17 protein-coding genes are annotated in these 18606 nt (G+C 60.9%); 8 read left to right on the top strand and 9 right to left on the bottom strand.

Annotated features, from left to right (window positions below; all coding sequences use genetic code 11):
• Positions 1–3: 3 nt before the first annotated feature.
• From CWE16_RS06000 to CWE16_RS05985, 4 genes are read right to left on the bottom strand one after another with little or no spacing between them, the layout of a single operon-like run.
• Positions 4–1536 carry a phosphonate ABC transporter gene (locus CWE16_RS06000; protein WP_131593769.1) on the bottom strand — a complete coding sequence of 511 codons (1533 nt, stop codon included), beginning with the start codon at positions 1534–1536 and terminating at the stop codon, positions 4–6.
• Positions 1533–2249, bottom strand: a complete 717-nt coding sequence (locus CWE16_RS05995) for a phosphonate ABC transporter ATP-binding protein (protein WP_131593767.1) — start codon at positions 2247–2249, stop codon at positions 1533–1535. The genes CWE16_RS06000 and CWE16_RS05995 overlap by 4 nt, the downstream gene beginning before the upstream one ends.
• On the bottom strand, positions 2246–3145 hold the full coding sequence (locus CWE16_RS05990) for a putative selenate ABC transporter substrate-binding protein (protein WP_131593765.1): 900 nt from the start codon (positions 3143–3145) through the stop codon (positions 2246–2248). The genes CWE16_RS05995 and CWE16_RS05990 overlap by 4 nt, the downstream gene beginning before the upstream one ends.
• A 28-nt stretch (positions 3146–3173) precedes the next feature.
• A complete protein-coding gene (locus CWE16_RS05985; protein WP_131593763.1) occupies positions 3174–4358 on the bottom strand; it encodes a pyridoxal phosphate-dependent aminotransferase in 1185 nt (394 codons plus the stop codon).
• Between the two features lie 76 nt (positions 4359–4434).
• Between CWE16_RS05985 and CWE16_RS05980 the strand changes: the two genes are divergently transcribed.
• The 4 genes from CWE16_RS05980 to CWE16_RS05965 all read left to right on the top strand — a co-directional run bounded on the left by CWE16_RS05980 (position 4435) and on the right by CWE16_RS05965 (position 8133).
• Positions 4435–4842, top strand: coding sequence for a VOC family protein (locus CWE16_RS05980; RefSeq protein WP_131593761.1), 408 nt, complete (start codon positions 4435–4437; stop codon positions 4840–4842).
• Positions 4843–4917: 75 nt separating this feature from the next.
• A complete protein-coding gene (locus CWE16_RS05975) occupies positions 4918–5517 on the top strand; it encodes a uracil-DNA glycosylase (protein WP_370523111.1) in 600 nt (199 codons plus the stop codon).
• Between the two features lie 20 nt (positions 5518–5537).
• The gene (ispG, locus tag CWE16_RS05970) at positions 5538–6734 is read left to right on the top strand and encodes a (E)-4-hydroxy-3-methylbut-2-enyl-diphosphate synthase (RefSeq protein WP_131594129.1); all 1197 of its coding nucleotides are present in this window, start codon (positions 5538–5540) and stop codon (positions 6732–6734) included.
• Between the two features lie 37 nt (positions 6735–6771).
• Complete coding sequence (locus tag CWE16_RS05965; protein WP_131593760.1) at positions 6772–8133, top strand: S41 family peptidase; 1362 nt, start codon at positions 6772–6774, stop codon at positions 8131–8133.
• A gap of 62 nt (positions 8134–8195) precedes the next feature.
• Here CWE16_RS05965 and CWE16_RS12115 read toward each other — a convergent pair whose 3' ends face one another.
• From CWE16_RS12115 to CWE16_RS05950, 3 genes are all read right to left on the bottom strand, one after another.
• Complete coding sequence (locus tag CWE16_RS12115) at positions 8196–8360, bottom strand: hypothetical protein (RefSeq protein ID WP_164498766.1); 165 nt, start codon at positions 8358–8360, stop codon at positions 8196–8198.
• A 102-nt stretch (positions 8361–8462) separates the two neighbouring features.
• Entirely contained in the window at positions 8463–12005 is a 3543-nt protein-coding gene (gene mfd / locus CWE16_RS05960; protein ID WP_131593758.1) for a transcription-repair coupling factor, read from the bottom strand.
• A 270-nt stretch (positions 12006–12275) separates the two neighbouring features.
• Positions 12276–13031 carry a hypothetical protein gene (locus tag CWE16_RS05950; RefSeq protein ID WP_131593754.1) on the bottom strand — a complete coding sequence of 252 codons (756 nt, stop codon included), beginning with the start codon at positions 13029–13031 and terminating at the stop codon, positions 12276–12278.
• 38 nt (positions 13032–13069) lie between these two features.
• On the opposite strand from CWE16_RS05950, the gene CWE16_RS05945 reads away from it, so the two are divergent.
• The 4 genes from CWE16_RS05945 (at position 13070) to CWE16_RS05930 (ending at position 16162) form a co-directional block, all read left to right on the top strand.
• On the top strand, positions 13070–13792 hold the full coding sequence (locus CWE16_RS05945) for a TerC family protein (protein WP_131593752.1): 723 nt from the start codon (positions 13070–13072) through the stop codon (positions 13790–13792).
• 4 nt (positions 13793–13796) lie between these two features.
• Complete coding sequence (locus CWE16_RS05940) at positions 13797–14135, top strand: DUF6464 family protein (RefSeq protein WP_131593750.1); 339 nt, start codon at positions 13797–13799, stop codon at positions 14133–14135.
• An 84-nt stretch (positions 14136–14219) separates the two neighbouring features.
• Positions 14220–14825, top strand: coding sequence for a hypothetical protein (locus CWE16_RS05935; protein ID WP_236629603.1), 606 nt, complete (start codon positions 14220–14222; stop codon positions 14823–14825).
• Positions 14826–14938: 113 nt separating this feature from the next.
• Positions 14939–16162 carry a DEAD/DEAH box helicase gene (locus CWE16_RS05930; protein WP_131594125.1) on the top strand — a complete coding sequence of 408 codons (1224 nt, stop codon included), beginning with the start codon at positions 14939–14941 and terminating at the stop codon, positions 16160–16162.
• A gap of 41 nt (positions 16163–16203) precedes the next feature.
• On the opposite strand, the gene fmt is transcribed toward CWE16_RS05930, so the two are convergent.
• Positions 16204–17229 carry a methionyl-tRNA formyltransferase gene (gene fmt / locus CWE16_RS05925; protein WP_131593748.1) on the bottom strand — a complete coding sequence of 342 codons (1026 nt, stop codon included), beginning with the start codon at positions 17227–17229 and terminating at the stop codon, positions 16204–16206.
• Between the two features lie 13 nt (positions 17230–17242).
• Positions 17243–18604 (bottom strand): TldD/PmbA family protein, encoded by a 1362-nt coding sequence (locus CWE16_RS05920; RefSeq protein ID WP_131593746.1) that lies wholly within the window; start codon positions 18602–18604, stop codon positions 17243–17245.
• Between the last annotated feature and the right edge of the window lie 2 nt (positions 18605–18606).

Below are 18606 nucleotides of genomic sequence, written 5' to 3'. Positions count from 1 at the left end.
CGATCAGCTTTGCAGCCAACGCTGCCGTTGGCGGTCGCTGAGGGCTTCTCCCGTCAGAGTGAGGAGGGAGAAGGCGCCGATCAGCAGCCAGACCGCTGCCCAGTGGAAGGAACTCAGCGCTTCAATGAGCGCCCAGCCGAGCCCTGTTCCGCCGACCAGCCCTACCACGATGGTTTCGCGCAGGATGACATCTGCGCGATAGGCGCCGTAGGCGAGATACGCGCGACTTTGCGGGGCTAGCTGGCCATAGAGCCAGCTGCTTGCGCTGTCTGCTCCTGCCACTGTCATGGCTTGATGGCGCCGGTGATCCTGTTGATCGAGCCCCTCCCGGAGCAAACGGCCAAGCACTCCAGCGTTTTGGAGGCCGAGCGCGAGAGCCGCCAGGGCAAGGCTGGGTTGGTTCGCCAGCAGCAGCATGAGCAGCGTCAGGGGAGGGGGAAGCAAGCGCAGGGCACTCCAGATCAAACTCTGCACTTGGGGTGCGGCGCCCCTGTTCCAAAGAAGTTCGACGAGAGCTGGCAGTCCGATGGCCAGTCCGGCGGCGAGCAGGGTGAGCCTGAGGGTATCGACGATCAAGCTTCCCCAGGCCAGCTCCGTGCTGGCTTGCAGAAGTTGGTCCCTATCGGGTAGTGGCGGCCATTGCCATGCGAGCGCAGCTCCATCGTCGGGAAAGAGTTGCTGCATCCACAGACCCCCGACGACTGCGCTGATCAGCAACAGGCACAGAAGGAGCAGTTGACGGCGTTCGGCTGCGCCGAACCTCTCCTTCGGTCGAGTCCGCCAGAACCGCAGTCCCTGTTCGAGAGCAACGCTGCACACGATCAGCAGCCAAAGGCCACTCCAAAATTCATGGAAGCGAAGGGATTGAAGGCTGAGCTGGAGCTCTGTGCCAAGGCCCCCCAGGCCGAACACCCCGAGCAGCGTGGCACTGCGCAAGGCGCACTCCAGGCGGTAGCCGCCATAGCTCAGCAGGCTTGGTGTCATCGCGGGCGCGAGGGCCGTGATCATCGCGGCGTCCGCCTGAGCGCCGGTTTGGAGTTGGGCGATCAGAGAGCTGCGGTCGAGGCTGTCCAACTGGTCGCGCCAAACTCTTGCCACCAGGGCGCTGTAGGGAATCGCGATGGCGAGCACAGCCACCCATGGGTGGAGTCCGAAGATCTGCAGGAGCAGCAGACCCCAGATCAGTTCATGGATGGAGCGGGGCAGGGCGAGAACACTGCGCAGGATCTGGGCGGGCCAGAGGGGGGCGCCACGACTGAGCCAGAACACATCAGCGCTGAGTAGAGCCAGTAGAGCTCCGCTGAGACCGCTAAGGCCCCAAGCTGCAAGCGCTGTGGCCAACGTCACCTGCAAGGCGCGAACCATCGCCTTCAGGACCACTGGATCCAGGCTTGGCTGCAAGGCTCCCAACAGGCAGTCCAGCCAAATCTGCAGTCCACCGCTGTGGATGGCCGGCAGCACCACGACAAGCACAGGAATCAGCGCGAGCGCAGGAAGCAGGCAGAGCAGCGGCGGCGCTGGACGCAATCGGATCATGAGCTGTAGAGGGCGTCCAGCTGGCCGGACTGCAAGTCCGATGGCCTGAGGTCGAGCACCAGTTGACCTTTGCGTAGACCGATGACCCGATCGAAACGATGAATCAGATCTGGGCGATGAAGGCTGATCAGCACGGTTTCCGCGCTGGTCTGCCGTAGGAGCCGCGTCAGCAGTTCATCGATCAAGGCTGGGTCGAGGCTGGCCAAGGGTTCGTCGGCAAGCAGAACTTCAGGTTGTTGGCGCAGAAGTCGTGCAATCGCTACCCGTTGGCGTTGGCCGCCAGACAGTCGTGTGACTGGAGTCTGTAGAACGTCTGCCGGCAGGCCGGCCGCCTCCAGCACGCGTCGGCAGTGATTCGTTTCGAGGGGGATCAGAAGATTGAGCAGCGCCCAGCCCAAGGAGCGCTGCCCAAGGGCACCGGCGTTGATGTTCTGTTGGACATTCAGTTCTTCCACGAGACGCAGGTCCTGCCAGAGCGTTCCAATCGCTCGCCGCTGGCGTCGCCGCCGTGGTGGCAATCCTGTCCAGAGCACCTGTCCTTCATCAGCGTTCAGGCTTCCATTGATGACTGCAATCAGTGTGCTTTTCCCCGAGCCGCTCGCTCCAAGGAGCGCGACCCGCTCGCCGGGCTGGAGGGTGAGAGAGACCCCCCTTAAGCGCGGCGCCTCTCTCCCCTTTACACCGACGGAACGAAGTTCCAGCGTGATACTCACCGAATCTTGCCCAATTGACGGCCTACTTTTTCAATAGACTCGTATTGTGATTCCTTGGCTGGAATAAAGGAGTCTGCAGCGAATAGCTCGAGAATGGTTCGACCATTTTCGCTCTGTTTATTGATGTTAAGCAGAGCTCTCTGTAGTCGGTTTGTGAAACCTTTTCCGAGGCGCTGATCGAGGCCGGGGCGCACCACCCAGTGGTAGTCAACGTAGGTAGGGGTCTGCCAGATCACTCGCACCTTCTTGGTGTCGACTCGCCCTTCTTTTAAGGCGCTGTCCCAAACCTGCGAATTGAGGGCGCCAGCCTGGTAGGCACCACTCTGGACAAGGGCAATGGTGGCATCGTGGCTTTTGCTAAATCCAGCCCGTCCACCAGCAAACTGGCTAGGGCTGACCCTTGCTTGTTGCAGAAAGTACTGGGGCATCAGGCGCCCTGACGTGGAGCTTTCGGAGCCGAATGTGAAGCGTTTCCCACGTAATTCGGTGAGTTGCTTTTGACTTTTAATTGGTTTGAGCCCGCTGGCCGTGTTGGCGATGAAGACGCTGCGGAACTTGGCATCGATATCCCGTTGCGCCAACACTCGGGCACCGGGAGTCTGCAGACGTGCCTGTACGCCTGTTAGGCCTCCAAACCAGACCAGATCAAGGCTTCCGCTGCGAAACGCACTCACGGATGCGGGGTAGTTGCTCACCGGCACGTAGCGAACAGGGACTTTGAGCTCATTGCTCAATTGAGTGGCCAGAACGCTGTAGAGGCGATTCAGTTTTTCGGGGTTCTGATCGGGGATGGCCCCGATGCGCAGCAGTTGCTGCGCCATGGTCGGAAGGGCCGTCGTCATCAGGCCGATCAAAAGGCCTAGGACAACAACGGCCCTTTGTTCTCGTGCTGGCATGGGATCAGAGGAATCTGGGATGGGGTGATTAGTCCCTCAGTCGATCCAGCAGTCGCTCGAGTCGCTGAAGGCCATCGCTGATCGTCTCATGCGAGACCGCGCAAGACAGGCGAATGCAGCGCCCATCACCAAAGGCCTCCCCGGGGATCAGGGCCAGCCCTTCCTCGTCTAAAGCCAATCGACAGAATTCCATGGAATCCACCACTCCCTCCGGAAGCTGGGGGAAGGCATAAAAAGCGCCGCGGGGCGCTACCAGGGTCAAACCCTCGATGGCCTGGAGCCCTGAGGAGAGCAATTGCCGCCGGCTGCTGTAGGTCGAGGCCATGGCTCGGACGCAGTCGCGGGATCCCTCCAGGGCCGCCAGGGCTCCTCGTTGCGCGAAGCTGCATACGTTGCTTGTGCTCTGACTCTGAAGTGCCGCCGCGGCTTTGATCACGTCGCTGCGACCAGCGAGGTATCCCAGCCGCCAGCCGGTCATGGCCCATCCTTTGGCAAAGCCGTTGACGATGAACGTGCGCTCGGCAAGATCCGGCGCCACCGCAGCAAGGCTGTGATGGCTCTCACCGTCCTCGAGCAGCGCTTCATAAATTTCGTCACTCATCACCAGTAGGTCGGGATGGCGGCGGAGAAACTCGGCCAGGGCTTCCAGTTCCGTTCGCTCCATCACGCGTCCCGTTGGATTGCCAGGGGTGTTGAGCACCAGAAGGCGACTGCGCGGTGTAATCGCCGCCTCCAATGCCTGAAGGTCCAGGCGAAAACCGGTTTCGGCACTGGAACCAACAATCCGTGGTTCAGCCCCTGCTAGGCGAGCGATTTCCGGGTAGCTCAGCCAGTAGGGCCCCGGGATCAGGACCTGATCCCCAGGGTTGAGCAGCACCTGGAACAGGTTGTAGATCGCTTGTTTTCCTCCGTTGGTGACCAGCACATTGGCGGGCTCACTGGGTACCCCGTTTTCGTTGCTGAGTTTTTGAGCGATGGCCTCCCGAAGCAGGGGATCCCCCGCTGCTGGTCCATAGCGGGTCAAACCGTCCTTCAGCGCTTGAATCGCAGCCTCAACGATGAAGGTGGGCGTGTCGAAATCTGGCTCGCCAGCGCTGAGACTGCAGATGTCCCGGCCCGCTTCCTGCAGTTCTTTGGCCCTGGCACTGATCGCCAGTGTCAGCGAGGGTTGCAGGGCTACGGCCCGTTGAGACAAAACTGACGGGCGTGACATCAACGCGGCACTCCCCCACCGGGTGCGCTGGAAAAATCCATCCTGCCTGATCTGGTGTTCCAGACAACCTTTTTTTATGACGTCAGGTTCAGCGAGCTCTCATCCATCGCTCAGTTGGGTTCTGGCTTCCAAAGAGCCGAAGGCCCTAGCGGCGTTTTATGCCTCCCTGTTTCAGACCGCCCATCGCCCCGGTCTTGCCGCGACCCATTGGTTGGTGGATCTGCCCGATGGAGGGCTGCTTCAGATCTATCGACCCTCTAGACAACGATCGAGCCCGGTCCCCGGACAGGCGTTGGCTCCCTGCCTTCAGCGCACTGAGGTGAGCCCTCATCAGGCTTTTGCTGCCCTACAGCGATGGATTGCTGACGCCTGTCAGCTCGGTGCATCCATCCGAGAGGACCCTCGCCTGGAATCCTTTGGGGCGGAATGCTGGCTGGAGGATCCTGAAGGCCATGGGGTGTTGTTGCTCGTGCGTACCCCCTGAGTCGCCGCGGTCCATAGGATCGCGTCGGCAGCAGGGTGTGCGTTGGCCTGGGGATCCGCAAAAGCCACCGATCGGATCGAATTGGCTGCCGCAGCCCTTGCCCATGCCTGCAGCTCTTGCACAGCTTGTGAGCTCTCCGGTAGCCGCAACAGGGTGGTGGTCAGTCGTGGCGCATCCACGGCCTCGTTGATGTTGATCGGTGAAGCTCCTGGAGCAACGGAGGATCAGCAAGGACGCCCCTTTGTTGGACGTTCTGGACGATTGCTCGATCAGCTCCTCATCGAAGCTGGCTTGGATCCAGAGCGGGATCTCTATGTGTGCAATGCGCTCAAATGTCGCCCGCCAGGTAACCGCAAGCCAAAGCGTGGCGAACTGGAGGCCTGTCGACCTTGGCTTGAGCAACAGATCACTCTGGTGAATCCCTCCGTGGTCTGCCTGTTGGGGGCCACTGCTCTCGCTGCGGTCCTCGACCTGCGCGATCCGATCAGTGGACTGAGGGGGCGATGGATTGAACGGGATGGTCGGCGATGGATGCCTCTGTTTCATCCCTCCTATCTCCTGCGGAATCCCTCCCGTGATCCTGGAGGGCCATTCGCGCTCACGCTGTCTGATCTGCGTCAGGTCAGGGCTCGGCTGTGTCAGGGTGATGCCGCTTCCGGCGCTCCGCTCCCTTGACCGCCACGACCGTGACTCCCATCAACGACCAATCACGTCGTTACGACACTCAGATTCATCGGCGGGTGACACGCACCGTCATGGTGGGTGATGTACCGATTGGCAGCGACCACCCTGTCGTGGTGCAGTCGATGATCAATGAGGACACCCTCGACATCGAGGCAGCTGTGGCCGGCATCCGACGCCTGGCAGACGCGGGATGCGAGATCGTGCGTGTGACCACTCCTTCCATGGCCCATGCCAAGGCCATGGCTGAGATCCGTGCTGCACTGCGTGGTCAGGGCTGCACCGTTCCGTTGGTGGCTGATGTTCACCACAACGGCATTCGGATCGCCCTTGAGGTGGTCAAGCATGTGGATAAGGTTCGCATTAATCCAGGCCTGTTTGTTTTCGATAAGCCCGACCCCAGTCGGCAGGAATTCACTCAGGAAGAGTTTGAGGCGATTGGTGAACGGATCAAGGACTCCTTCGCTCCGCTTGTTGAAGCTCTGAAGGCCGAGAACAAGGCGCTGCGTATCGGAGTGAACCATGGCTCACTCGCTGAGCGGATGCTCTTCACCTATGGCGATACACCGAGGGGGATGGTGGAGTCTGCGATGGAATTTGTGCGCCTCTGTGATGCGCTTGATTTTCACAACATCGTGATTTCCATGAAGGCTTCGCGGGCGCCTGTGATGCTTGCTGCCTATCGACTGATGGCCGATACCCTCGATGCCGAAGGCTTCAACTATCCCCTTCATCTGGGAGTGACGGAAGCCGGCGATGGCGACTACGGGCGTGTCAAGAGCACAGCAGGAATCGCCACGCTGCTGGCTGAGGGCTTAGGCGACACGATCCGTGTGTCGCTCACTGAGGCGCCTGAGAAGGAGATCCCTGTGTGCTTCTCAATCCTTCAGGCCCTTGGTTTGCGCAAGACCATGGTCGAGTACGTGGCCTGCCCGAGCTGCGGTCGCACTTTGTTTAATCTTGAAGAGGTTCTCCATCAGGTTCGGTCGGCGACCTCCCATCTCACGGGATTGGATATCGCTGTGATGGGCTGCATCGTCAACGGACCTGGTGAGATGGCCGATGCTGACTACGGTTATGTGGGTAAGACCCCTGGCGTGATCTCCCTGTATCGAGGACGCGAGGAGATCCGCAAGGTGCCGGAATCCGAAGGGGTGCAGGCACTGATTCAGTTGATTAAAGACGATGGCCGGTGGGTGGAACCGGCCTGAAGTCGTTAGGGTGAAGGATTAGTCCTGACGGGACGTCATGCCCTCCTTGCTCAAGCCTCCATCAGCTCCTTCGCGGCGTAGCACCTGGCTGGTTTTGCTTGGCGCTGGGGGCTTGTCTGCTGCTGTGGCGATGGCAGCACCTGGGCTGGGTCTCCCCAGCAGTGGCTCCTCTTCGATCACCGATAGCCCCAAGGAAGTGATCGATCAGGTTTGGCAGATCGTCTATCGCGATTACCTTGACTCCACGGGCAAATACGATTCAGAACGTTGGCAGTCTCTGCGGCGTGAGCTGCTCGCCAAGCCCTATGCGGGCACGGCTGAATCATATGAGGCGATTCGGGGCATGTTGGCAAGCCTTGATGATCCCTACACGCGCTTCCTTGATCCGAAAGAATTCAAGGAGATGCAGATCGATACCTCTGGTGAATTGACTGGTGTAGGTATTCAAATCTCCCTGGATAAAGAATCAAAAGAGATCGTTGTTGTCTCACCGATCGAAGGGACTCCGGCTTCGAAGGCAGGGGTGCAGCCCAAGGACGTGATCGTTTCCATCGATGGCAAATCCACCAAGGGGATGACCACCGAAGACGCGGTGAAGCTCATCCGCGGTAAAGAGGGCAGCGAGGTTGTGCTGGGTTTACGTCGCAAGGGCCAGGTGGTGCAGGTGCCGCTGGTACGCGCTCGAATTGAGATCCACTCAGTCAACAGTCAGCTCAACACTGCTCCCAACGGCAAAAAGATCGGTTACATCCGCCTGAAACAGTTCAATGCCAATGCCGCCAAGGAGATGCGGGCTGCTATCCGCAAACTCGAAGCGGAGGGTGCTGAGGGATACGTGCTGGATCTGCGCAGCAACCCCGGTGGGCTTCTCGAGGCCAGCGTCGACATCGCCCGTCAGTGGATCGATGAAGGCACGATCGTGAGTACGAAGACGCGAGAAGGCATTCAGGACGTGCGCCGCGCGACCGGCAGTGCTCTGACCCAACGTCCGGTGGTTGTGATCGTGAATGAGGGCTCCGCCAGCGCTAGCGAAATTCTCTCCGGCGCCCTTCAAGACAATCAGCGGGCTCAGTTGGTCGGCAACAAGACGTTCGGCAAAGGTCTCGTTCAATCCGTTCGCGGATTGGCCGATGGGTCGGGGATGACGGTCACGATTGCTAAATACCTAACCCCGAAGGGGACTGACATTCACAAAAACGGGATCAAACCCGATGTGTCGGTGCAGATGAGCGAAGAGGAGATCAAATCCCTCAAGCTCGAGGATCTCGGTACCGCCAAGGACAGCCAGTACCACGTCGCTGAGACAACGCTCATCAAAGCTTTGGCTAGTCCGAACAACGGCCGTGCCTACCAACCCAATTCCGCCAATCTCAAATCCGCGCTGCCTGCTCAGCCCTAGAGCGACAGCCTGACATCGCTCCCACCACTACTAGGGGGCTGGCAGATGTCCACCAGGGCCTATCAGGCAACCGGTTGCATCAAGCCGCCACCGGGATTGGAATCGTCGTCGTCGTTCTGGGTGTCGTTCTGCCAGAGGGCATAGACGCCGAGAGCAGCAGCGCCAATGAGGCTTCCGAAGAGGCCCATGGATCCTGCATTGCTGATCGGATCGATGAACTCACCCACGACAACCCCTCGAATTCCTCTGACTGTAACGAAGAATTGCGCAATGTGTCGGACTCTTCTCATTTTTAAGGGCCTCAGCGCTCGAGGCGGACGCAGGACGCGTCAGACCGAGAGGACCGCCTCATTACGCGCCCTCTTTTGAGCCTCACGCTGCTCAGCGTTGAGGCCCTCAGCATCGGGGATCTGAGCAGCCATTGGCTCGAGCCAGCCTTTGAGCTCTTCGAGTTGCTTCTCCATCGACAAGACACCCAGGCCACGGGCGAGCACCTTGGCGGTGGTCCCACTGCCCGCCTGGTAGACCAACCGACCATGAAGATGTTGGGGCAAGCCTTGGCGGAGCAGGCGGAAGGCGGGTTCCTCCATTGGTGTTTCCAAAGCGATATTCGGCTTCTCCGCTCGAATGCGCGAGAACCCGCAGCGCTTGGCCAGTAATTTCAGCTCCATCAGTTGCAGGAGTGACTGCACCGGCCCAGGGAGGGCGCCGTAGCGATCGGCCCATCCGGCGGCCAGCTCCACAAGGCTTGCGGAGTTGGCGCATTCGGCGGCCGCTCGGTACGCCCCCATCTTCTCGTCGGCATCGGTGATCCAGTCGGCCGGGATGAAGGCGGTCACCTGGAGGTCCACCTGGGTGTCGTCCACAGCAGGAATGTCCTGGCCTTGAATCTCCGCCAATGATTCCTGCAACATCTCCATGTAGAGATCGAAGCCGATTGCTTCCATTTGGCCGCTCTGCTCCACGCCGAGCAAATTGCCCACGCCTCTGATTTCCATATCGCGCATGGCTAGTTGATAGCCACTGCCAAGTTGAGCAAACTCCTGGATCGCCCGTAAGCGTTGGCGTGCTGCATCGCTGAGGGATGCATCGCCGGGATAGAAAAGCCAGGCGTGGGCCTGAATGCCGCTGCGCCCCACTCGACCACGGAGCTGATAAAGCTGCGCCAGGCCGAACCGATGGGCGTCCTCGATCAGGATGGTGTTGACCCGAGGAATATCAAGGCCGCTCTCCACGATCGTGGTGCAAAGCATCACGTCGGCTTCGCCACCGTTGAAGGCCACCATGGCGCTCTCCAGTTCGCCTTCGGCCATCTGACCATGGGCCACCAGCAGCTTCAGGCCAGGGAGCATCTGGCGCAGCTGCCCGGCTACCTCGTCGATGCCCTCCACGCGCGGCACCACGTAGAACACCTGACCACCCCGATCCAGCTCCTGGCGGATCGCACTGCGGACTGCCTCCTCATCGAGGGCCGCCAGGTGCGTCTTGATCGGGCGTCGTAGCGGGGGCGGAGTGGTGATCAGGCTCATTTCCCGAACGCCGGAGAGGCTCATGTACAGCGTTCGTGGAATCGGGGTCGCCGACAGGGTGAGGACATCGACGTCCTTGCGTAGCGCTTTGATTTTTTCCTTCTGGTTGACTCCGAACCGCTGTTCCTCATCCACGACCAGCAGGCCGAGTTTGTCAAATGCTGTGCTCTTGCTGAGCAATTGATGGGTCCCGACCACGGCGTCGATCGTGCCCTTCTGAAGGCCTTCGAGGATGGCTTTGCGCTCTCCAGCGGTTCGGAACCGGTTGAGAAGAGCCACCTTGATTGGATAGGGCGCGAACCGTTCCGACAAGGTGCGCCAGTGCTGCTGCGCCAGCACGGTGGTGGGCGCCAGCATCGCCACCTGCTTGCCTGCAGTGATGGCTTTGAAAATGGCCCGAATCGCCACCTCGGTCTTCCCGAAGCCCACATCCCCGCACACCAACCGATCCATCGGTTGTGGTTTCTCCATGTCGCGTTTCACATCAGCCGTGGCCTTGAGCTGATCAGGAGTGGGCTCGTAGGGGAAGGAGTCCTCGAGCTCTTCTTGCCAGGGGCCATCACCAGGGAAGGCGAATCCAGGAGCTTGATGGCGTTCCGCGTAGAGCTTCACAAGGTCGAGCGCCACTTTGCGAACGGCCTTGCTGGCGCGCTCCTTGGCCTTCACCCACGCGGAACCGCCCATCTTGCTGAGCTGCGGCGGCGCGTCACTGTTGGCGCGATAGCGGCCAAGACTGCCGAGCTGGTCGGCAGCCACCCGCAGGATGCCATCGGCGTACTGCACCACGAGGTAGTCACGCACCTCGCCGCTGATCGCAAGTTTCTCAAGCTTCTGGAAGCGACCGATGCCGTGGTTTCGATGCACCACGAAGTCGCCGGGACGCATCTTGTTGGGATCCACGGTGCGACTGGCGGCCTTGCGGCGGCGACGCACATAGCCGTTGCTGCCAAGGTTGTGCTGGCCGAAGAACTCCCGGTCGGTGATCAACACCACCCGCCATGCGGGCAGTTGCAGTCCTTCGAGGTCCGCGGTGCCCTTGGTCTTGAGGGCGACAGGTGTCCCCTGTTCGATCAGGCGTTCGATGGCTGGGGCATCCGCTGCGTTGGGCACGAAGCGGCTGATGCAGTCGTGCTCTTCCAGCAAAGCGACGGCACGGCTTGGTTGTGCTGAGAGCAGCCAGATGGCCTGCTTCTCGGCCTGGTATGTCTTCAGAAGTTCGCCGAGTTTGCCGAATTGGTTCGGGTAGGCCGGCACCGGACGACTGGTCAGATCAAAGGCATTGGCGTGGTCGTCTTGCTCTTGAAGTTCCGCCAGGTCGAAACCGTTGAAGTCCTCTGCCAGTTCAAGCGCTGCTTCGATCGATCGGTGCAGGGCGGGGACCGCGGGTTGGAGCTCGGCGTAGTGCTCTTCGACATGCTCGAGCCACTGTTGGCCATGGGCACGCCCGTGGCGGCGCTCATCAATGGCGATGCAGCAGCCCTTCGGTAGGTAATCGAGCAGCGATGCAGGTTCGTTCCAGGCCAGCCCCATCAGTCGGCGCATCCCTTCTGGGGTTCCGCCTTCGAGTAATTCGTTGAGCCCCTGTTCGCTCAGCAACGCCTCCAACCCGTCGGGCATCTGCTCGCGCAACTGTTCGGCGATCAGTGGGCTGAAGCCCGTGGGGGTGAGGCGCAGGCTGTCGATTGCATCCAGCGAGCGCTGACTGGCTGGGTCGAACTCCCGCAGCTTGTCGAGTTCGTCACCGAAGAACTCGAGGCGCACAGGAAGTTCGCTGCTGACAGGGAAGATGTCGACAATGTCGCCCCTTCGACTCCAGGTGCCTTCCTGATCGATGCTGGAGACACGCTCGTAACCCAGCTGGCTCAAGCAGGTGGCTAGCTCTTCAAGATCAACCGTGTCACCTTTGCGCAGGTTCCGGCAGCGGGCGGCTAGGGCCTCAGGAGGCGGCAGGTGGGGCTGAAGGCAGCGTTCGGTGGCAACGATCGCCAGATCCTTGCGTGTTTCAGCGTTTTGCAGCTCGCTGAGCACCTGTAGCTGCCCCCAGGTGATTTCGGTGGTGGGATCGAATGGCTCATAGGGAGATCCTTCGCTGGTTGGATACAGCTGGGTGCTGTCCCAGCCCATGAGTTCCAGCAACGCCGTCCAGCGCCCCGCTTCCTCAAGGGTGGGGACCACCACCAGCAGTGGCTGGTCGCCTCGTTTCGCAAGAGCCGTTGTGACCAGAGCGCGGGCGGCACGGTTGCCACCGCGCAACAGCAATCGATCGTCCCGCCCGCATCGCTCCAGCAATTCACCGGTTAGCCCTGAGCTCTGCAGTAGACGCACCAGGGAGCTGAGGGGCATGGCGAGGCGTCAATCGGCAACGCATGATTGTCGCAATCGGCTGCCTGCGGCCGTGAACACGAGCGATACGGAGAGCTTTGATGCCCCGCTTCCGTTGCCCAGAATGCTGTTGCGGGCCGGCCATTGTCCTTCGCCCACCCCGGGGAGCGACTCCGATCTGTTCCCGTTGCGGCACGGTGCTGGAGCGGCAACCGGTGGTGCGGCCGATTCCACTGCTGGTGCTTCTTGCGGTGGGGTCTGCCCTGGTGGCCCTGTCGATTCCAGGCCTGTTCAGCCCTCCACCACCGCCTCGGACACCGGCACCCGTTCGCTCGGTTTGAGATGAAGCAACTGCTCTTCAAGCAGCATGTTGAACTGCAACAGCTGCTCATCACTGAGCTGCTGTCTGGAGCTGGCCTGGAGCTGCCCCTGGAGGAATTCACGAGCCTGCTGAGGGCTCCAATTCAGTGCGGCGAGCATGGCGTCCCCCTGCTGGATCAGATCACTCCGGCGCAGGGGCACGGGTGCCTGCTCGCCGCTGATTCCTGGTTCAAGGCTCCGTAGGCGGTTCAGGAAGGCCACCAGGTCGCTGTAGCGGGTGAGCCGATGGCGGCTGCCATGGCCGAAAGCACGTTCGAGATAGCGGCGTTCCTGTTCACGATCCCAGCCGATGCGTTGCAGCTCAAGGTCGATCGCCGTCAGTTCATCGCTCCAGTCATCCGGATCGGTGGGGGCTTCGCTGGGTGGAGTCGGTTGCGGTTCAACGTCGCGCTGTCTCTCTCCAGCCGTTGACGCCTCCGTTGAATCGGGTGTGGTCTCTTGTTCTGGAGGCGACTGAACGGTTGGTGTTGCCTTGACGGGTGCCGGGGCACTGGTTCGCTGGGGCCTCAGGCGTGCCTGGAGCCGTTGCAGGGCACGATCCTCTGCCTCCTCGGCCGTCCTGCCTTCGCCTAAGGCGCTGGCGTGCAGCCCCTCTGCTCCGAGCCATTCCACCTCCACCACGCAGCGGCTGGTGTCGATGTGGCAAAGACGGGCCCGGGTGTTCATTCCACTGCATGGCGCTGCCCATTTCTAGGCTGATCCCTATGGATTCAGCAGCACTGCACTCGCTCACCCCCTGGTTGGATGGGGTCGATCGTTGGGGCGAACTCTTACCGCTCTTGCCGGTGCTGGTGTCGCTTGAGTTGATTCTCTCGGCAGACAACGCCATCGCTCTAGCAGCGATTGCAAGGCAGCAACGGGATCCGCTGCGCGAGGGGAGGGCCCTCAACCTCGGCATCGCGATCGCCTTCCTGCTGCGCATCGCCCTGATCCTGATGGCCGGTTGGGTGCTTCGCTTTCAACCCCTGCAGTGGCTGGCCGGTGGCTATCTCCTCTGGTTGTTCTTCAGCCATCTGTTCTCTCGTTCCCAGGTGTCCTCCAGCGCCTCTGGAGAGCTTGAAACCGCGGATTCCACCCCCTTCCTGCGCACGGTGATGGCCCTTGCCTTGACGGATCTTGCCTTTTCCATCGACAGCGTCGCCGCAGCGGTGGCGATTAGTGATCAGTTACTCCTTGTGATCTGTGGTGCACTGATTGGTGTCATCGCTCTTCGTTTGACAGCCGGTTTGTTTGTGCGCTGGTTGGAGCTCTATCCACGCCTCGAAACCGCTGGGTACAGCGCTGTGGGCTTTGTCGGCCTGAAGTTGATCGTGGCCCTGATTCTTCCTGGGCTGGTGGTGCCGGAATGGTTCACGCTGGTGACCGTCGCTGCTCTGGTGCTCTGGGGTTTCTCCTCTCGTTCTCTCCCTTTGCTGGAGGAGCCTTGAATCGATGCTTGTGGAATTGAGGCAGGCCGGCTCCGAACAGCCGATCGATCGCATTGAGCTTGAAGACCCGCCTCATCCAGGGCGTTGGTTTCTCCACGGCGAGCGAAGCTTCTTGGTGCTTCAGCGCCGTCACCGCTACACGCTGCGCTCCGGTCGCTATCAGCTCTCTAGCCTGGTGCTCCTGGTGACGGCTCAGCAGCGCCCCCACGATGCTCGGCCTTGGCGTCATGGCTGGGTGATCGGGGACCCCTCCTGTGCCCTCAATGCCCTCAGTCCTTTGATCCGTTGTGCTGTCTTACCGGAGGGTCCCTGTGAGCAGTGCCTGCATCGTGTGGAGCGCTGATCCGCTGTGGTGCTGTCCTCCAATCCAATCTCAAACCGCCGAGATGGGAACTGGTTCGAGGCGCGACTGGTGTCAGGTCATGGCGTGGCGTCTGGACGTTCCCCTGATTCGCCCTATCCGATGGGGACGATTGCGATGCAGCAACCCCTATTCGCGTCCTTGGGACTCGATCTCTCCGACTGTTGGCCAGGCACTCTGAATCTTTGTTTTCATCCGTTGGAAATCGGTTTGGAGGCTCCAGACCACACGTTTGTGAATCTCCATTGGACCGATCGACATCCCCCCGAGACGTTTTCCTTCTGGCGAATCGCGCTGCGATCGGATCGAGGGCGGGAGTGTCCCGCTTGGATCTACAGACCCCATCCCGAGACCAAGCAACGTCACTGGCAGCCACCCACGCTGGTGGAAGTTCTGGCACCGCCCATTGACCATCTCTCCCCAGGAGATTCCCTATGGCTTCATGATCCTCAGGATCGGCTGGTCTTGATCGATGGGGTTCGTCTTCGGGCGCGGCTTCTGGAAGCTCTGAAGTTTCGTGTGCTGGCAGCGGAAGATCGCTTTTTCGAGGCCGATTCAACGGTTCAACGACGGCGTTGGTTGGCGACAGTCCACCCAGAAGCTCTGGCGCTCAGTGATGCTGATCTCGAGCGGGTCTGGTACCAGGCCCGCAGTCTTTATGGATCGCATTGAGGGTGCTGCAAGCTCCTAGGGTGACGGATCTGACGGATTCGACCATCACGGCAGCCACCACACCTGACAGCCAGACCGCCACCGCCTTTGAAGCATTGGGTCTGAGCCAACCCCTGCTGCGAGCGCTCAAGGAGAAGGGGTACTCGACACCATCGCCGGTGCAAGCCCAGGCGATTCCTGCGGTGATCGGTGGTCGCGATGTGATGGCGGCAGCGCAAACAGGCACCGGTAAGACCGCGGGCTTCACCTTGCCCGTGCTTGAACGCCTCAGTCATGGAGCTCGGGCCGGCCGTCGTCAGATCCGCGCTCTCGTGCTGACCCCCACCCGCGAACTGGCCGCCCAGGTCCTCGAGAACGTTCGTCTGTACAGCCGTCACTTGCCCTTGCGCAGTGATGTGGTGTTCGGGGGGGTGAAGATCAATCCTCAGATTCAGCGCCTGGCCCAGGGTGTGGATGTGCTGATTGCCACGCCAGGTCGCCTGCTCGACCTTCATCAGCAGGGGGCTGTTCGGTTCGACCAGGTGGAATGTCTCGTGCTCGATGAAGCCGATCGGATGCTCGATATGGGCTTCATTCACGACATCCGGCGTGTGATTTCCAAGCTTCCTGAGCGCCGTCAGACCTTGTTGTTCTCGGCGACCTTCAGTCCTCCGATCCGCAAACTCGCTACGGGTCTGCTGCACCAGCCGGTTCAGATCCAGGTCACGCCCGCCAATCAGACGGCTCGTTCCGTGGAGCAGGTGGTGCATCCCTGTGACATGGGCCGCAAGGCTGAATTGCTAAGTCATCTGATTCAGACCAATGACTGGCAACAAGTGCTGGTGTTTTCACGCACCAAACACGGTGCCAACCGGGTGGCTGAACGACTGAGTCATGAGGGGCTCATGGCAGCGGCGATTCACGGCAACAAGAGCCAGGGTGCCCGTACCCGAGCCCTGCAGGGCTTCAAGGACGGCACGGTGCGTGTCCTGGTGGCTACCGATATCGCCGCCAGGGGCATTGATATTCAGCAACTCCCCCATGTGGTGAATCTCGACCTTCCCAATGTGGCTGAGGATTACGTGCATCGGATCGGCCGCACGGGCCGGGCTGGCGAACGTGGCCATGCAATCTCCTTGGTTTCTGCTGAAGAGGCCCTTCTGCTGAGGGCCATCGAACGCTTGACCGGCGAGTCTCTCTCCAGGGTCGAGGTGCCTGGCTTCGAGCCCACCGTGCTGAGTGCTCCCCCGTTGGACCTCAGTGGAGGTCGAGGCCGTCGGCCCAGGTCATCGATGTCCAATGGCCGGGCTTCTCGAGGGCCTCGAGCTGGAACAGGAGGCCGCGCCCGTCGGGGATAAGAGGCACGTATAAGTCTCTGAATCGTAACGAAACCGTGCCTTTAAGTCGGTCCGTTTCCCAGTTTTTGTCCGGCTGATGCCTGCAGTTGTTGCAGCAAGGCCTGGCCGCTGCTCCGGCCCTTCCCTTCCAGTTGGGCTTCTCGAATCAGCAGCGGGCAGCCGCTGCTGCTGACGACAAGACCAAGATTGGGGCAACAGGCCAGCACCGTGCCGGGCTCCTGCTCTCCTGTGGGCCAACGACCCACCAGGGCCCGGGCTTGATCCGATAACTGGTCTTTGAGGCGATCGATCAGCGGTTCTGTGGACAGCAGTTTCAGTCGCTGCCCCTGCCAGCGGGTCACGGCGTTGGGATAAAGCCCCATCACCCGCCTATGGATGGCTAAGGCTGATGTTGTCCAGTCGATCTGTGCATCCTCTTTGTTGAGCATGCGTGCGTAGGTCATGCCCATCTCGCCCTGGACCTGAACTCCAAGCCGTAGCCATCGCTCTGATTCGCTGCCTGGGCCAGCGGCCTCAATCTTGGGTAAGGCTTCCACAATCAGCTCCGCCGTCAGTCGGCTGAGCCGATCAGCCAGTCGCTCGGCGTTGTCCAGAATTCCTATGGCACAGCGTCGCTCTAGCAGCACAGGGCCTGTGTCCAGGCCTTCTTCCATGGCCATCACACCCACGCCGGTTTCCAGATCGCCCTCGATCAGGCTCCACTGAATCGGTCCTGCCCCACGCCAGCGGGGCAGGAGGGAACCATGGCCGTTCCAGCAGCCCAGGGGCGGCTGCTGCAGGATCGCAGGGGGAAGAATCTGACCGAAGGCCACCACCACATAGACATCAGCGCCGAGGGCTGCCAGCTGCTGCTGGCATTCCAGGTCGTTGCGGATGCGTTCCGGCGTGTACACCGGCAGCTTCAGCGCCTGGGCCCTTGCCTTTACCGGTGAAGGCATCAGCTGTTTGCCACGACCACGACGACGATCCGGTTGGCTCACGACGCCAACGACGGTGTGACCTGCATCCACCAGCGCATCAAGGGTGGGCACGGCGTAGTTCGGCGTGCCCCAGTAGAGGATCTTCACCGCTTGAGTCCCCTTAAGCCTCGCCGGTGATGGCCAGTCCGTCGACCCAAACATGTGGGCAGACACCCTGGTGGGTCACGATCGCTTCCTCCAGATGCACGATGCCCTGCAGCACGTCTCTGAAGTCTCCGGCGACGGTGGCCGCCTCGACGGAGATGCGTTCTCCCCCTCGAACGAGCCAACCGTCGAAGGGCAGTGAGAACGCTCCCTGACTGGCCTTGACCCCAGCGTGGAGAGCACTGAGGCTTTCGATTAAGACGAAGGTCTCGTTGCTCTGGGCGTGATGCAGATGCGTGGTTCCACTGCTGGTGCCCTCACTGGTCCCCACCTCAAACCAGTCCGGGCCAACCGAGACCTTGGCACCCAACCCGGCATGGCCAGTCGGCTCAACGCCGAAATGACGCGCCGTTGCCTCGGAATGCAGGAAATTCACCAGTGCACCGTCCTGAATCAGGCAGAGCTTGCGTGTGGGTGTTCCCTCCCCATCGAAAGGGGCTGCTCCGATGTGATCAGGATGCAGCCCGTTGTCGTGAAGGGTGAAAAAAGGAACGGCGACTTGATCCCCGATTGAGTTCTCACGGCTCAGGCTCACACCATCAAGCACTGCGCGGGCATTCACCATGCTGCTGAAGGCTCCGAGCAGGTCCAGAAATGCCTCCGGTGTGAAGCACACCAGATACCGACCCGTGTCGATCGGTTGGTAACCGAGATGGCTGATGGTGCGTTCTGCGGCTTCGTTGATACAGCCCTGCACATCCAGCTGATCACTACCGAGCGCCAGTCGGACAGCTCCGCCGCTACGGGGCTTGCGGCCGGTTTCCTCCGCCCTTGCATAGAGGTAAAGACTCGCCTGGCTACGCTGCATCTGCCGCAGGGCACCATCGCTGTTCAGATAGATCCGCTCACTGCAGCCCTCGCTGAGTCCGTTGTAAGGAACGGTCTCGATGGCTGCGTGGCGTTCAAGTAACTGATGCTCGGCGTCCTTGAGCGTGTTCAGAAGGGTCTGAATCCCTTGGGCTGGTTGCAAGGGGCGGTGGAGCTCCGGCGTTGGGGCTTTGGCCAGGGGTGAAAACGCTGGGATGTCCTCACTGTTGCCGTAGTCACTAGCTCGGCGTGCTCCCTGGAGTGCCCGCTCCAGTCCAGAGGCAGAGAGGTCGGTGCTGCTGGTTATGCCCACCAGCCCCTTGTCGTTCCAGACACGCACGGTGATCGAGCTGCGTTGGGACGCCTTCATCTGTTTGGCTTCTCCGCGATCCACCTGAACCGAAGCGCTGGTGCTCCGGCTCGCCCCGAGGTCCCACTGGCGGATTCCCTCTCGCTGGGCAAAGGACTGAAGGTGGTCGCGCAGGGCGGCGGTATCGATGGCGTTGCTCATGA

This window comes from Synechococcus sp. BS55D (genome assembly GCF_004332415.1).
In the GTDB taxonomy this organism is placed as follows: Bacteria; Cyanobacteriota; Cyanobacteriia; order PCC-6307; family Cyanobiaceae; genus Synechococcus_C.
The sequence above is the reverse complement of the archived record's forward strand: the minus strand, read 5'-3'. Positions and strand labels throughout refer to the sequence as shown.

Bases quoted from the DNA above. Each gene is read 5' to 3' on its own strand.
- CWE16_RS06000 (WP_131593769.1), bottom strand. From the start codon at position 1,536: ATGATCCGATTGCGTCCAGCGCCGCCGCTGCTCTGCCTGCTTCCTGCG.
- CWE16_RS05990 (WP_131593765.1), bottom strand. From the start codon at position 3,145: ATGCCAGCACGAGAACAAAGGGCCGTTGTTGTCCTAGGCCTTTTGATC.
- CWE16_RS05985 (WP_131593763.1), bottom strand. From the start codon at position 4,358: ATGTCACGCCCGTCAGTTTTGTCTCAACGGGCCGTAGCCCTGCAACCC.
- CWE16_RS05980 (WP_131593761.1), top strand. From the start codon at position 4,435: ATGACGTCAGGTTCAGCGAGCTCTCATCCATCGCTCAGTTGGGTTCTG.
- CWE16_RS05965 (WP_131593760.1), top strand. From the start codon at position 6,772: ATGCCCTCCTTGCTCAAGCCTCCATCAGCTCCTTCGCGGCGTAGCACC.
- mfd (WP_131593758.1), bottom strand. From the start codon at position 12,005: ATGCCCCTCAGCTCCCTGGTGCGTCTACTGCAGAGCTCAGGGCTAACC.
- CWE16_RS05950 (WP_131593754.1), bottom strand. From the start codon at position 13,031: ATGAACACCCGGGCCCGTCTTTGCCACATCGACACCAGCCGCTGCGTG.
- CWE16_RS05945 (WP_131593752.1), top strand. From the start codon at position 13,070: ATGGATTCAGCAGCACTGCACTCGCTCACCCCCTGGTTGGATGGGGTC.
- CWE16_RS05940 (WP_131593750.1), top strand. From the start codon at position 13,797: ATGCTTGTGGAATTGAGGCAGGCCGGCTCCGAACAGCCGATCGATCGC.
- CWE16_RS05920 (WP_131593746.1), bottom strand. From the start codon at position 18,604: ATGAGCAACGCCATCGATACCGCCGCCCTGCGCGACCACCTTCAGTCC.